The following is a 14617-nucleotide window of genomic DNA, read 5'->3' as shown; positions in this document are numbered from 1 at the left end:
CTCGTTTATTTGTAAGGGATAAGAGCCTTTACGTTCTTGATGTTAGTATCATCTGCATAAGCTGCACCACGCAGGATTCTCTTACGCTTGTGATCCTTCTGAGTAAGTCTGTGTCTTTTGTTTGTGTGCTGGAACTTAACCTTACCGCTACCGGTAACACTGAAACGCTTCTTAGCACCAGAATGTGTTTTGATCTTTGGCATTGTATTTATCCTCCTTATTATTTTACTTGTTTACTTTCGGAGAAACGAACATCACAAGACTGCGTCCCTCCATTTTTGATGGCTTGTCAACAACGCCGGCTTCAGAGATAGCGTCTTTGAATTTTGCAAGAAGTTCTTCACCGAACTGTGGATGAGCCAAAGTTCTTTTCTTGAACCTTACAGAAACTTTTATCTTATCTCCTCCGTTAAGGAATTTAACAGCCTGATTGACCTTTACATTAAAATCATGAGTGTCGATCGTAGATGACATTCTAACTTCCTTGATCTCGATAACTTTCTGATTTTTCTTTGCTTCCTTCGCACGCTTTGTCTGTTCAAAACAGAACTTGCCATAATCCATGATACGGCATACAGGCGGAGTTGCCTGAGGAGCGATCTTTACAAGATCAAGATCTTTCTCAAATGCAATTTTAAGAGCCTCGTCAGCGCTTAAAATACCAAGCTGATTTCCATCAACGTCTATGACCCTGAGTTCTTTATCACGGATCTCTTCGTTGATCTGATGTTCCCTGTTGCTAATGACGCAGCACCTCCAAAAATAAAATAAAACGGGCACAGAACTGATCCGTACCCGCATAAAATCACATTGATATGCAAATTCATGTTGACCTTTTTACTACAGAGAACTGCGCTTAAGGTGAGAACGGACATTGTTCTGCTTTGTTTACCATGATATTATACTACACTTTTACCCACTTGTCAATACCTTTTCTCAAATTATTTCAAAAAAATATTATCAAAACTCTCTATATGTCATTATATCACATTCAGAGCTTGATTTCAACCCCTTTTCGCAGCCAAAATGAATAAATATAACAGCTTTTTATTTTCTCTCCGAGTATCATCTCAAACGATGCTTTATACAGTGCAAGCTGTGTTTTATAGCCCATGAGCTGTGACAAATCATTAAATCTGTCAGTTTTATAATCAACAATAACATATCCGTCAGGCTCGTGGAAGATACAATCGGCGATACCTTGAAGCATTCCGCTGTTACCATTATATTCAGGAAGATTTTCACTTAAGTCAAGATCGCTCATTGAAACAAGAAACTTCTTTTCACGCATCACATTATCGGAATTTTTCACACGCTCATAAAAATCAGATCTAAAGAATGCTTCAAGTGCTTCAACATAAACTCCGTCAGCTTCTTTCTGGCTGAAGTACCCCTGATTCACAAGACGTTCAAGCTCTGTTTTTACGCTTTCATGTGCCTTATCATAGTCCGATAACTCCATAAATTTGTGGGTAAAAGTTCCCTTTTCCGCTGCTGATAGTTTATCAAACTCATCATCAAGCCGTGGAAGACTAGGATAAAACTCAGGTTCGGTTTTCTCTGTCTGCTTCTCTTTTTCAGCCGCAGTTATCTCCGTAACAGTAAGCTTTGCTGGTGTTGATACTCCTGACCAGTCATACTCAAATGCAAATTTGTCAAGAAGATTTCTAAGCATTGTTTTGTCCGCTTCTATTTCGTTAATAGATGTATCTTCTTCCTGTGTCTGTTCTGTATTTTCAATGCCGTATTCATTATATATTATCTCAGGCTCAGGATATTCGTCCCCGCTGACAGCTATATTATCAGTGCCAAGCCAAGATGTGAGTTGATCACCCGTGGAGTGAAGTGCAAGCGTTATTGTTATCCAATCAAGCATCGTTTCAGCGTCCGCCACAACATTTTCAAGAGAATCTCCCTGCTTTGAGTATATGTTTCTAAGCCTGTCAACTATTCCCGCCTTACGTTCAATAACCTTTTCATATGTGGTATTGCTGTAAATAATCGGTGCGTAGCTTACAAAAAGTCTTTCTTTTGCTCTTGTACATCCAACATAAAGCAGGCGGAGTTTTTCACTTTTTTCCTCTGCTTTTGATTCCTTTGAAAGCTTATCATAGTAAAGTGAAGTTTTTCTCATAAGTTTGCTGTTATCCATAAAACTGAAAGCAAAGCCCAGCTTGTTATGTGAACAGTAACCTTTGTCTTTCTTTATAAGCGGTATGTCAAGCTGACATAAAAATACAAATGGATATTCAAGACCTTTTGAAGCATGGTAGGTCTTTATGTAAACGGAATCTGAGCCCTCTGTTACCGTCATTGCCTGCTTAAAGGCTTTTTCATTTGAGGACACAGAGTCGATATATCTTAGAAAACCAGTTACGCCCTCCTGACTATTTTGCTCATAGGATGAAGCATATTCAAGAAGCAGACGAAGGTTTGCTCGCTTTTTATCAGAATCAAGATACAGCGAAACGATCCCCATAAGGTCGGTCATGTCGTATATTTTTCTTATGAGCCGTTCAAGACCCATGCTCATTGAAAGATAACGCAGGGAATTAATAAGCTTATTAAGCTCTATGCACTTATCCTGCAATGTTTTATTATTAAAACTTATATGAGTAGCTTCCTTTTCGTGGCTGTCCTCAGCAGAAGCTGACGCCGCTACCACCTGATAGATATGGTCTTTCAGTTTGCTGTTAGGCTTCTTTGACTTTTCTGTTACTGCCGCCATTTCATCAGGCGTAAATCCCATGATAGGCGACATCATGATAGCTGTCATTGCAATATCGTTCATAGGATTGTCAATTACCCTGAGCATATTCAGCACAAGTGTTATCTCTCTTGACTTCATGTATCCGTTTGTATCCTCAGAATATGCTTTCAGACCTACTTCTTCAAGGGCTTTTGCCATAAGGGTAATTTCATCATTCTTTTGAACAAGTATACAAAAATCTCCTGCACGGCACGGCCTTAGAGAGCCATGATCTTTGACTTCCTCACCGTTTTCAAGCATATGCTTTATCTTTTGTGCTATTACTTTGTTCTCCACAGAATAGCCATTTGTCTTTTTGTAGTCCTTATCAAAAGGTATGAGCATTATTTCTGTAGGCTTGTTATTTTCATCATAAAGTTCACCGTATCGAAGTTCTTCATTTCTATCATAATCCACCTGACCTGTGTGCTGTGTCATAAGATAGTGGAACAGAAAATTTACAAAATCAACCACAGACTCACGACTTCTGAAATTCTTGCTTAGCAAGATAGCCTCGAGCTGTTCGCTGTTTTCAGGTGCGGAAGCGTCATTTCTCGTTTTGCTGAAAAGTTCAGGATTTGAGAGTCTGAAACGATATATAGCCTGCTTTATATCGCCTACCACAAAAACATTTTTGCCCATGATATCCAAGTTATCAGAATCAGAAAGCGAGCGGAAAACAAGCTCCTGAAGATTATTCACGTCCTGAAACTCGTCTATGAAAATAAGCTCATATAGCTTGTTTTTGCGAATTTCCTCGCAAAGCTCCGTGCGAACAGGTCCATTCTCGGTATCTTTTACAAGCAATTCTCTCGCCATTATCTCAACGTCAGAAAAAGTAACGCCATTTCGTTCAAGCTTCATTTCTTGTGAGATCTTGTCTATATCTTCGCATACCCTGCACAGAACAGTAAATATTCTGTCAGATTCAAGCATATTTTCCTTCATGATTAGTTTTGTGTTATTGAACATATCGGTAATTTTAGCTACGATATCTTTATATTTGTTTCTGTATGATGCACAGAAGGCATAATTGTCCTTGAACTTAATGCGAATATCATCGTCAAGTGATGCATTGAAAGCCTTGTTTGTGGGAAATCTTTTTATGGTGCTGAATTTCCAATCTGACTTAGCAATAGTATCTATATCGCCGCTTTCAAGAAGCTTTCTTAACCTATGAAGAAGTTCTCTGTCACTGTCGGCAGTTTCATTCATTTTGATATGTTTTATAAAAGGGATGCCTTCTATCTCTTTACGGCAGGCATATTCTTCAAAAACCTCATACATTGAAAATGCTTCTTTCAGCTTTGTTTGAGCTACACATATATTATCTTTTATAAAGCTGTCAAAAATCTTATCATCAGTAAAATTTTTATGTACCTCTGCTCTCCAACGCTTAGAAAACGGCAGCGAACGCATGAATTTATAAAGATTGTCGGTGATTTCATTGAGAGTTTTATCCGCAAAAGCGTTTTTCAGCAGTTTGTAGCTTTCATAATCTTCTTCACAAAGCTTTTCATAAGCCTGCGTGATAGCTTCCTGCAAAATAAGATTTTGCACACTGTCATCAAGTATATCAAGTCCTCCCTGAAAATCAAATTCATGTAGATTACTTTTCACAAGGTCAAGACAGAAAGAATTTATTGTAGATATCCTCGCAAGCTGGATAAGATTTTGCTGACTAAGCAACCACTTGTTTTCAGGGTCACGGCGAAGCTGTTCGTCAAAAGCACGGCTGAGTTTTTCTTTCATGCTTGAAGCGGCTTCTTTTGTGAATGTTACTGCAAGAAGTCTGTCGGCAGGTATTTTATTTTTTTCATCAGAAAGAAGTTGTATCATTCGTTCTATAAGCACTGTGGTTTTGCCGCTTCCTGCCGCCGCTGAAACTATAATGCCCTTGCCACGGTCACTAATGGCTCTTTCCTGCTCTTTGGTCCATTTTGTATCAGCCAATTATTTTTTCTCCTTTCTGTCAGTTAGTTCTTCCATAAGTTTTTCTTCATAAACGCTGTCTTTCACGTCTGTAACGTCATCTTGGTTTATCCTGCCGCAGATATCGTGAAAATCACAGTGCTTGCAGGCTTCCGCCACAGGTCTTGCCTGAATGTTTCCCTGGCAAAGCTGTTCACCAAATTGCGCCACTTTGCCTATAGCAAATTCTCTGAGCTTTGTAAAAAAGCCGTCTGGAATAGTGCCTGAAATGCCGTTGGTTTTAGAATATTTAAAAGGCGCATAGGCGTAATTCTCTTCTGAGCTGAAAGCTTCAGTGACAACCTTTATATCAACGACTTTTCCTATAGGCTTGAAAGCGTTTAGCCGTGATCTGCTCTCGGCTTCTTCTATGTCAGCGTCGGCTGTCTGCTCGTATGTTTTAGGCTTGTTTCCTAGCGTGTAGTATACGATACCAGCCTGCTTCAATCCACCGTCTATATTCACTGGATTTTTGGTTTCAAGTAAAGCGGTAAGATACACGAACATCTGCAAATTAAGGCCATTGTAGAGCATTGAATATTTAAGGTCAATAGAGCCTGTTTTATAGTCGATTATCCTCACATATTTTTCACCGTTCTCGTCCTCGAAAACGTCAACTCTGTCGATAATTCCCGTAAGGATTATCTTATCTCTGCCGTTTACGTCTATGATTAGTCTGTCTTCTCCTTCGGACTTGTCTATTTTGTATTCCAAAAGCGCAGGTCTGAATTTTGAGTGAAGAAGCTCATTCTGCATAAAACGAATGATATGCAGGATATTGCTTTCCATACGCTCCTGTAAAAATACAAATGACGGAGATTTTCCGAACATTCCACCAAGGCTTTCCTTTATATATTCGGTAACGTTTTTGTGGATATACTCTTTTATCTCATCATCTGAGAGAGTAAGGAAAGCATTGTCAAAGCCTGTGCCGTCATCACCTTTACGCATTATCTTTTCAAGAAGCTGATGAATGATAAGTCCCCTGTTAAGCCCGTCGATGTCTGCCTTTCTGACAGTTTTAAGACCAAGACCATACTTGCAGAAATAATTGAACGGGCATTTATAATATGTATCAAGCTGAGTAGGCGAGACCTTTGCAGGCTGTTCTGACATGAAAAGCTTTTCTGCTGTCTTTTCGTCAAGCTTATAGTCACCGTTTTCATGAAGATTCTTTGTTCGCATAAGTTTCTCGGCATATTCCTGCGATAACCCCAACACAGACCTAATCGCAGAAACTGTAGCGTTTTTATCTCGGGAATGTTCCATATATTTATAGTAAGCTGTCCTGAAAGAAGTGCAGTAAAAATCAAGCCCCACATCCTGAGCTTTGGTATTGATTTTGCCAAACATTCCGTTAAGCTCGGAAACAAGTGCAGAGGGGTGGTGAGCTTCTCCTACAAGGTCAGATTCTGAATAAAGCACATAGAGCTTTTCGTCTGCAAGGGTAAAAGCGTTGTAGCACACAAGCTTCTCTGTCTGAAAAGATTTTCTTGCGCTGTGTGAGATATGAATATCGCTTCCCTCTAATATCATTTTTTCATTTTCTGTGATAAGTCCACCAGAGCTTAAAGTCGCAGGAAATATGCCGTCGTTCACCTCAACAAGAAAGACAGCCTTTACGCCCTCAAGCCTTGAATGGCTCGGGTCGCATATCCTTACGCAGTCAAGTTTCTGCGGAGGACGTGAAACACTCATTTGCGAAAGCATGAGCTTGAAAAGCTCATAAAACTGTCGGAGGGAGATAACTTCGTCATTCATGCAGTCATAGACGGATTTGATAGCCGAAAGAACAGAGTTCCAAAGTTGTTTCAATCCTCTTGCCATTTCAAGCTGAGTTTCGTTATCCGAAGTTCCTGCCTTTTTTACTACAGAAAAGGTCTGCTGAGAAAGCTCAATGCTGCCAAGAAGATCATAAAGCCCACGGCACAGTTCCCCTGCTGTAACGTCTTTAACAAGTTTGCTTTTAAATGCTTCAAAAGGCTCGATTATCTTTCGTCTTGAGCAGTTTATTTTTTCAAGCTGTTTTTCGCTGAGATCACCTGCAACAGTAAAATCACTGAGCCACATATCACCATCAACGCTCCAGCGTATGCAATAGTCTTCCAGATTTGATATCTCGATATTCAGCATTGGAAAAAGCGGCGATTTTATGTATTTCAAAATATTGTCCGTGGAATACTTTCTTGAAAGCAAGCACTTGAAAAGCGAGTTCATATACCTCACCAGAGATGATGAAGAAACACTGTCACTGCAGTCTGAAAAATATGGTATCTCATATCTGTCAAACGTACCCTCAAAAACGGAAGCACAATCTTTAAGGTTTCTTGCAAGCAAAGCTATGTCACTGAATTTATAGCCTTTTCCTCTGACAAGTTCCCATATCTTTCCACTGACAAATTCACTTTCTTCGTAAATATCCGTTGCTGATATAACAGAAACATTTTCGCACTTTCCGATGTATGGCTTTTTGCAGGTGTTGTAAATCTCTTTGCTGATATATTCTAGTTCAGGGGCTTTGAATGAACTGTTGTGACACTCTATGGTGTTGACCTTGTAATTATGATCAGCGGAAATATCTGTTATCTGTTGCAACGTTTTAAGAGTATCAGCAAAAGGGTGATTTGAATATCTTCTAATGCTTTCATTGTCGATACATAGAGAGAACGTTATACTCTTGCATTGTGCGATACAAGCGTCAAGCATTTTAAGTTCATCAAAAGAGAAATCGTTGAAAGCGTCAACAAAAACTGTCATTCCACGGAAATATCCGTTTTCCTTGACCTGATCCACACTTCTTGCCATTGCAGACAGTGTATCCTGCATTCCTGCCTTTTCAAGCTCATCCATGTAAAAATCATAAAGTCTTGAAATATCAAAAAGTTTCATGGCAAGAGAGCCGCTCTGCTTCTCAGCAGCAAGAGCTAGATCCTGTGGTGTTATTCCGCTTTCACGAAACTGGCTCACAAGTTCATTAAGTTCGGCTAAGAAACTGCCCTTTTCAAGACTCTTTTTATAAAAGCGGATATCCTTGGTCTGCTTAAGACGTCTGACAGCCTTATACATAAGAATAGTGCGGACGTTATCATCGGCATTTTCTTTTGCACTACCGCCATAAAGCTTCTCTGTGAACTCAGCGATACGGTTAAAGCCTGCAGTCTGTATGACGTTGAAATCTGCCGCACCAAGGTGTTCATACAGTTTTTTATCATATTCAAAAGAAAACTGATCTGGTATTATGACCATGACCTGCTCGCCGTTTTTTACAGCAGACTTGATCTTATCTATGAAAACTTTGTCACGTCCACTGTGAGAGCCACCGCTTATAACTGTTACCATTGAATGAGCCTCCGTTATGATTGATATTTATATAATAACACGGCAAGGCTCAAAAGTCAATCGTACTTTTGATACAAGTACAAATAAATGTACACTTATCTAAAAAGGCTTTTAATTATCTCGGCTATTTTAAAAGAAAACTTTATATCTTCCCTATTGCCGTCTATAACAGTTATGCCACTGCCATTTTTATCGTTTTTTTCATCTGACATAACATTGCTCAAAACGAACGCTGCCCCAAGGTTTGATGAGGAAAAAGCAGCGGCTTTGATGCCTGCAGAGCTTACTGTAACGACAAATGAAATGATGATAGCTGTAACAAACTTTTTCATTAAAAATGGCCTCCCATAAATATCTGTTGTTCAGATTATGGGAGGTCATAGTTATTTTATTCAGTTTCCGAAAAATTTTCTTGCGATATCTACCGACTCTTTTGCGTCTTTTGCATAATAGTCAGCGCCTATCTGCTCTGCATAGTCAGCCGTTACCACCGCACCGCCTACTATTATCTTGCAGTCAACATTGTTTTCACGAAGAAGCTTAACTGTATTTTCCATGCTCACAAGAGTTGTTGTCATAAGCGCAGAAAGACCGATAAGATGTACGTCATTTTCTATTGCACAATCAACTACTGTCTGATAGTCAACGTCCTTGCCAAGGTCAATAACGTCATAACCATAGTTTTCAAGAAGTACCTTTACAATGTTCTTGCCGATATCGTGGATATCACCCTTTACTGTTGCAAGGATTATCTTGCCCTTAGAAACGCTTTTTTCACCCGTTGACAGAATGTAATTTTTTATTACCTCAAAGCAAGCCTGTGCAGTGCCTGCTGTCTGGATAAGCTGCGGCAGAAAAAGCTTGCCCTTTTCAAATTCTGCACCAGCCTTATCAAGTGCCGGGATAAGCATATCATTGACAATGTTCATGGCTTCTGTTTCCTGCAAAAGCTTTGCAGTAAGGTCAGCTGCTTCTTTCTTCAGACCGTTTTCGATAGCATACGGCAAGTCTATCTCAGCTTTTGCGCCTGTTGCGGCAGGAGCAGTTTTTTTCTCGCCACCGTAGTGAGAAATAAAGTCAACAGAGTTTTTATCAATGTTTGTCAGAAGCTTGTAGGCACGAACAGTTGCCGTCATGGAATCAATATTAGGATTCATTATCGGCAGGTCAAGACCCTTTGTGAGCGCCATCATAAGAAAGTTGTGATTAACTATCTCTCTGCTAGGCAGACCAAAGCTGATATTCGATACACCGAGAACTGTTTTAAGTCCAAGCTCGTTCTTTACTCGTTCCACTGCATTTACTGTCTGCATAACATTTTCCTGCTCCGCAGAAGCGGTAAGAGTAAGACAATCTATATACACATCTTCTTTTCTAATGCCGTATTCAAGCGCCTTGTCAAGTATCTTTTTAGCAAGCTCAAATCTCTTGTCAGCACTCTTTGGTATGCCGTTTTCATCAAGAGTAAGACCTACCACAGCCGCACCATATTTCTTTACAAGAGGAAGAACATTTTCAATGGAGCTGTCCTCAGCGTTTACAGAATTGACGATAGGCTTGCCATTATAAGCCCTCAGAGCCGCTTCAAGCACCTCAGGTATAGTTGAATCCACCTGCAAAGGCACATCGACAACGCCCTGCAAAGCCTTTACAGCCTTGACCATCATACTCTTTTCGTCAATTCCCGGCAGACCAACATTTACATCAAGAATATCCGCACCTGCGTGTATCTGCTCGATAGCCTGACCAAGGATATAGTCAATATCGTTTGCAAGCAGTGCTTCTTTAAAACGCTTCTTGCCAGTAGGATTGATACGCTCACCGATTATTCTTGGCTGGTCTATAACTACAGTATGTGTCGGTGAACAGCAAGCGGCAGGGATATCATTATGCACGCTGACGTGCTTCTTGCCTTTGAGCATTTCAGCCAGCTTTTTGATATACTCAGGGTTAGTTCCGCAGCAACCTCCAAGCACCTTAACTCCCAATGGGATAAGCTTTTCTGCAAACTCCGCAAAATCTTCAGGTGAACAGTTATATTCATTTGTAACAGGGTCAGGAAGTCCTGCATTAGGCTTTACTACAACAGGGAGATTTGTCCACTTGCAAAGCTCCTCCACAACAGGATAAAGCTCCTTTGGTCCTAAAGAGCAGTTCACACCGATTGCGTCAACGCCCAGACCCTCCAAAGTCAAAGCCATGGAGCTTATGGCAACGCCCGTAAATGTACGCATATTTTCCTCAAAAGTCATTGTGCAGACTATAGGAAGATCGCTGTTTTCCTTTGCCGCAAGAACAGCCGCTTTAAGTTCATAGAGATCTGTCATTGTTTCAAAAACGATAAGGTCTGCGTCAGCTCCTGCAAGTATCTGCTCCTTATAAATATCGTAAGCTTCTTCAAAAGTGAGCGTTCCTGTTGGCTCTAGAAGCTGTCCGATAGGTCCGATATCAAGAGCAACAAAGGTATCAGTACCCTCACAGGCTTTTCTTGCATTTTTTATAGCCGCAGGGATAGCCTGCTGGACAGTATATCCGCACTTTTCAAGCTTGTGTCTGTTTGCACCGAAAGTGTTGGCGTAAACAATGTCTGAGCCTGCGTTTATATACTGGCGGTGTATGTCCACCAGCCAATCAGGCTTGTCTATGTTAAGGGCTTCAGGAGTGCCACCCATTTCAAGTCCCTTTGCCTGAAGCATCGTACCCATTGCTCCGTCAAGTATGACAAATTCTTTTGTTTTAAGTAATGTTCTAAAATCCACAATGATCTCCTCTTTTTCTGAATTGACAGACTTCCCTCATATTACAGCAGGCACAACCACGTCTGCCTTTTGATATTTCATTTTTTGACAATCCGATTACCGCCGTAACAGACTTTCTCGGCGTCAGTATATTATTTTCAGTTGCATTAAGCCCGATAAATTTCTGCGCATTGAGTACGTCAAGAAAAACTCTCTGCACGCTGATAGGCAGATCGCCATAACCAGGAGAAAACCTCCATGTCTGATTATATCCGCTGAGCTTTTCTTTCACAGTGTTGTCAACTATATCGCATACCTGCTCCACAGCCGCACTTGCAAGGCAATCCGCTATCATAGCTTTAGCCATATCCTCTGCTTCATAAGCACGAAGCTTTCTATCAACGCCCGAAGAAATAGTCGCTGCAAAAAGCACGCATTTACTGCACCCCTCAAGGTGTCTGCATATATCATTGCCGCCAAGAAACAACGGAGTACCGATGACCTCAACACCGTTCTCTTTATGAGCGACATCAAACACTCTGTACACAAATTTAGGCTCAATGACCTTCAAAAGCTCTTTTTCACATTCATCTATCAACAAAGCCGTGCGTTCGTCTGGCTTGTTATTGCCCATTCCCATATATCTCACGGCTTCTTTGACGTTTATATGTTCAAGTTTCAAATAATCACCTACCGATTATTATTATACCACATTACTATGAATTTTACAACAATAAATAATAAATGTACGTTCACAAAAAAAGTCCCCGCAATCATCAGGGACTTTGTGTTACATATTGTCAGCGTCTTTAAGATACTGTTCAGCATTTTCAAGCATAAGCTCTGTGATATTTTCACCGCCCATTATCCTTGCTATCTCATACTTTCTCTGCTCATGATCGAGAGTTCTAACAGTTGTAACTGTCCTGTCGCCCTGTATATTTTTCTCAATAAGCAAATGATTATCCGCCATAACAGCCATTTGGGCAAGGTGGGTCACACAAAGAACTTGCCTAAGGCGAGATATCTGTTTCAGCTTTATACCTATCTTCTGAGCCGCTCTGCCGCTTACTCCTGTGTCTATCTCGTCAAATATCAGCGTGCCGATACTGTCCTTTTCTGCAATTACGTTTTTCAGTGCAAGCATTATTCTTGAAAGCTCACCGCCTGAAGCGATCTTCGCAATAGGCTTTGGCTCTTCGCCCAGGTTTGCAGAAATAAGAAACTCTATGCTATCCATGCCATTTATGGTGAGCTTGCCTGTTTTCTGCTGAACCACCAGCTTGACCTTTGGCATATTGAGAAATTCAAGCTCCTCTGTTACCTGAGAAACAAACCGTTCTCCTGCTTTCTTTCTATGGTCTGAAAGTGCTTTGGCTTTCTTTGATACCTCCGCAAGAAGTCTTTCCTTTTCTTTATTAAGCTCGTCTAAGCTCTGCTCTGCTCCGCTCAGTTCATCAAGCTCATTCTGTGAATTTTCAAGAGTAGTCAGTACATCATCAAGTTCAGGTCCATATTTCTTCATGATACGCCTGAGTTCATCAGAACGCTGATTAAGGTAATCATAACGTTTCGGGTCGATATCGAGGCTGTCAAGAAGTGAGCCTATCTCCTCAGAAATATCCTCCATTTCAATAGCCGCAGAACTAAGTCTGTCATATATAGGCGATATCTCAGTCATTATATCAGTATATCCCTCAACCGATTTTGAAGCTCTCTGCGTCATCTCCACTGCACCATCTGTGTCATCATCGCCCGAAAGAAGTTGTTTTGCCATATAAAGAGCCTCAGAGATTGCAACAGCATTTTTAGAGATGTTAAGCTCTGCTTCTATCTCTTTATCCTCGCCTTCATGAATGTTGAGCGCATTTATCTCCTCAACAATATCAGCAAGCTCAGCCATGCGAAACTCTTTTTTGCTTTGCTCAGTTTTTATCTTGTTTATCTTCTTTGCAATGCTTTGAAGCTCTCTGAAAGAGCTGTGATAATCTTCTATAAGAGCTTCCGATTCGGCATAGCTGTCAAGTATCTCTATATGACGTTCAGGAGCCATGAGTATCTGATTGTCGTGCTGTCCATGGATAGTTACAAGCGTTTCTCCGATAGCTTTAAGTACGGAAACGTTCACCGCTCTCGAGTTGACTCTTGCAACGCTTCCACCATCTGAACGTATCTCACGGGTAAGAAAAAGCTGTCCGTCTTCTGCGCTTATGCCAAGTTCGTCTAGTACCTGCAAAACATTGTCCCCAATGTCAGTAAACAACGCTGAAATAACAGCCTTGTCCGTGCCTGTTCTCACAATATCCTTAGTGACACGCTGACCGAGGATAGCATTTATTCCATTTATAAGTATAGACTTACCTGCTCCCGTTTCGCCTGTGAAAACATTAAGCTTATCAGAAAAATCTATAGTTGCCTTTTCAATCACGGCAAGATTTTCAATATAAAGTTCACTTAACATTTTAGATCATTCCTCTGCTGTTTAAGAAATAATAGAGGATCTCAGTTCCTCTGCCATATGGGACGCATCTTTTTCTGTCCGCATAAGTATGAATATCGTGTCGTCACCTGCAAGCGTTCCCACAACATTGTCAAGCCCTAACTTGTCAAGCTTTGCACACACCGCCTGTGCCATGCCCGTATGACATTTCACAACTACAGTGTTAAGCGCATGATCCACTGACACAACGGCGTCTGAAATTATGCCAAAAATACCATTGTTTTGCTCTGCAATATCTTTTTTGAGTGCAGGCAGGCTGTATTTATAATTGCCGTCTGAACCAATGGTCTTTACAAGGGAAAGCTCTTTTATATCCCTTGAAACTGTTGCCTGAGTGACTTTCAGACCATGCCTTTTAAGCGCTTCACGAAGTTCCTCCTGAGTGCCGATATTTTCGTCTTTGACAATCTGCATTATCAAATTCTGACGCTGATTTTTCATATGCCGTCCTCCGCTGATTCCTTCAACGGCTGCATAAGCTTTTTGTTTATTGACGAGAAAAAGCTGCCGCCGCTTATATCTATGATTTCAACAAAATACTTTGACTTTGATACTATCACAGTGTCCTCTGCCGAAAGTCTGAAAACATTATTACCGTCAACGCTGACGATTGCGTGAGAGCCACTGTTAGTGTGACACTTGACTTTCATAACGCTGTCCTCTGAAAGTATCATAGATCTTGCAAAAAGCGAGTGAGCACATATCTGTGTGAACTCTATACACTTCATTTCAGGTTCGATTATAGGTCCGCCTGCTGACATTGAATAGGCTGTTGAGCCTGTGGCTGTAGAAAGTATAACGCCGTCTGCACGAAGTGAAGAAATAAGTCTGCCGTTTTTTGATACCTCAAAATCGGCTATCTTACAATCGTCAGCTTTTGTTACTGCAACGTCATTAAGCGCAGTATATGACTTATTTTCACCGCCACATTCGACATTTACGTTTAACATCATTCGGCGGCTGAGGGTATATTCTCCAGAAAAAAGCTTGTCCAGCAATTCAAGCTGTGAATGTTCAAGAGAGGCCATAAAACCGAGTCTGCCACAGTTTATGCCAAGTATAGGCTTCTCAAACTCACAGCCCTTAAGAGAGCATTTGAGTATCGTTCCGTCACCACCGATCGCAATAATCATATCACACTGCTTTACACACTCGTCTTCGCTACAGAAAGTGATATCGAGCTTTCCGAAAACGTGCTTATAGCATCTATCCATAAAAAGTTTTGCACCATTTTTGTGCAGCCTTTCATATGTTGCGGTCGTATACTCAAAGCAATGAGTTTTATCAAGATTTGGATAAAGATAGATTTTCATAATATTA

10 protein-coding genes are annotated in these 14617 nt (G+C 40.7%); all 10 read right to left on the bottom strand.

Annotation, left to right across the window (positions count from 1 at the left end; all coding sequences use genetic code 11):
- Positions 1-5: 5 nt before the first annotated feature.
- Positions 6-203 carry a 50S ribosomal protein L35 gene (gene rpmI, locus QVO88_RS02030; protein WP_022286867.1) on the bottom strand — a complete coding sequence of 66 codons (198 nt, stop codon included), beginning with the start codon at positions 201-203 and terminating at the stop codon, positions 6-8.
- 22 nt (positions 204-225) lie between these two features.
- The gene (gene infC / locus QVO88_RS02025) at positions 226-780 is read right to left on the bottom strand and encodes a translation initiation factor IF-3 (protein ID WP_022286866.1); all 555 of its coding nucleotides are present in this window, start codon (positions 778-780) and stop codon (positions 226-228) included.
- A 211-nt stretch (positions 781-991) separates the two neighbouring features.
- Entirely contained in the window at positions 992-4702 is a 3711-nt protein-coding gene (locus tag QVO88_RS02020) for a UvrD-helicase domain-containing protein (RefSeq protein ID WP_022286865.1), read from the bottom strand.
- Entirely contained in the window at positions 4703-8059 is a 3357-nt protein-coding gene (locus tag QVO88_RS02015) for a PD-(D/E)XK nuclease family protein (protein ID WP_022286864.1), read from the bottom strand.
- 95 nt (positions 8060-8154) lie between these two features.
- Positions 8155-8391, bottom strand: a complete 237-nt coding sequence (locus tag QVO88_RS02010) for a hypothetical protein (protein WP_022286863.1) — start codon at positions 8389-8391, stop codon at positions 8155-8157.
- A gap of 60 nt (positions 8392-8451) precedes the next feature.
- Positions 8452-10818 (bottom strand): homocysteine S-methyltransferase family protein, encoded by a 2367-nt coding sequence (locus QVO88_RS02005; protein WP_022286862.1) that lies wholly within the window; start codon positions 10816-10818, stop codon positions 8452-8454.
- Entirely contained in the window at positions 10808-11479 is a 672-nt protein-coding gene (locus tag QVO88_RS02000) for a vitamin B12 dependent-methionine synthase activation domain-containing protein (protein WP_022286861.1), read from the bottom strand. Before QVO88_RS02000 ends, QVO88_RS02005 begins: the two co-directional genes overlap by 11 nt.
- 108 nt (positions 11480-11587) lie before the next feature.
- Positions 11588-13258, bottom strand: coding sequence for a DNA repair protein RecN (gene recN / locus QVO88_RS01995; RefSeq protein WP_022286860.1), 1671 nt, complete (start codon positions 13256-13258; stop codon positions 11588-11590).
- A 21-nt stretch (positions 13259-13279) separates the two neighbouring features.
- Positions 13280-13738: an arginine repressor gene (gene argR / locus QVO88_RS01990; protein ID WP_022286859.1), complete on the bottom strand. Its 459-nt coding sequence runs from the start codon at positions 13736-13738 to the stop codon at positions 13280-13282.
- Complete coding sequence (locus QVO88_RS01985) at positions 13735-14610, bottom strand: NAD(+)/NADH kinase (protein ID WP_022286858.1); 876 nt, start codon at positions 14608-14610, stop codon at positions 13735-13737. The genes argR and QVO88_RS01985 overlap by 4 nt, the downstream gene beginning before the upstream one ends.
- Positions 14611-14617: the final 7 nt, after the last annotated feature.

The organism is Ruminococcus sp. CAG:57 (assembly GCF_000435935.1).
GTDB classification, from domain to species: domain Bacteria; phylum Bacillota; class Clostridia; order Oscillospirales; family Ruminococcaceae; genus Hominimerdicola; species Hominimerdicola aceti.
Note: the sequence above shows the minus strand (reverse complement) of the source record. Positions and strands in the feature narration are given on the sequence as shown.

Bases quoted from the DNA above. Each gene is read 5' to 3' on its own strand.
- QVO88_RS02015 (WP_022286864.1), bottom strand. From the start codon at position 8,059: ATGGTAACAGTTATAAGCGGTGGCTCTCACAGTGGACGTGACAAAGTT.
- QVO88_RS01985 (WP_022286858.1), bottom strand. From the start codon at position 14,610: ATGAAAATCTATCTTTATCCAAATCTTGATAAAACTCATTGCTTTGAG.
- argR (WP_022286859.1), bottom strand. From the start codon at position 13,738: ATGAAAAATCAGCGTCAGAATTTGATAATGCAGATTGTCAAAGACGAA.
- QVO88_RS02010 (WP_022286863.1), bottom strand. From the start codon at position 8,391: ATGAAAAAGTTTGTTACAGCTATCATCATTTCATTTGTCGTTACAGTA.
- recN (WP_022286860.1), bottom strand. From the start codon at position 13,258: ATGTTAAGTGAACTTTATATTGAAAATCTTGCCGTGATTGAAAAGGCA.
- rpmI (WP_022286867.1), bottom strand. From the start codon at position 203: ATGCCAAAGATCAAAACACATTCTGGTGCTAAGAAGCGTTTCAGTGTT.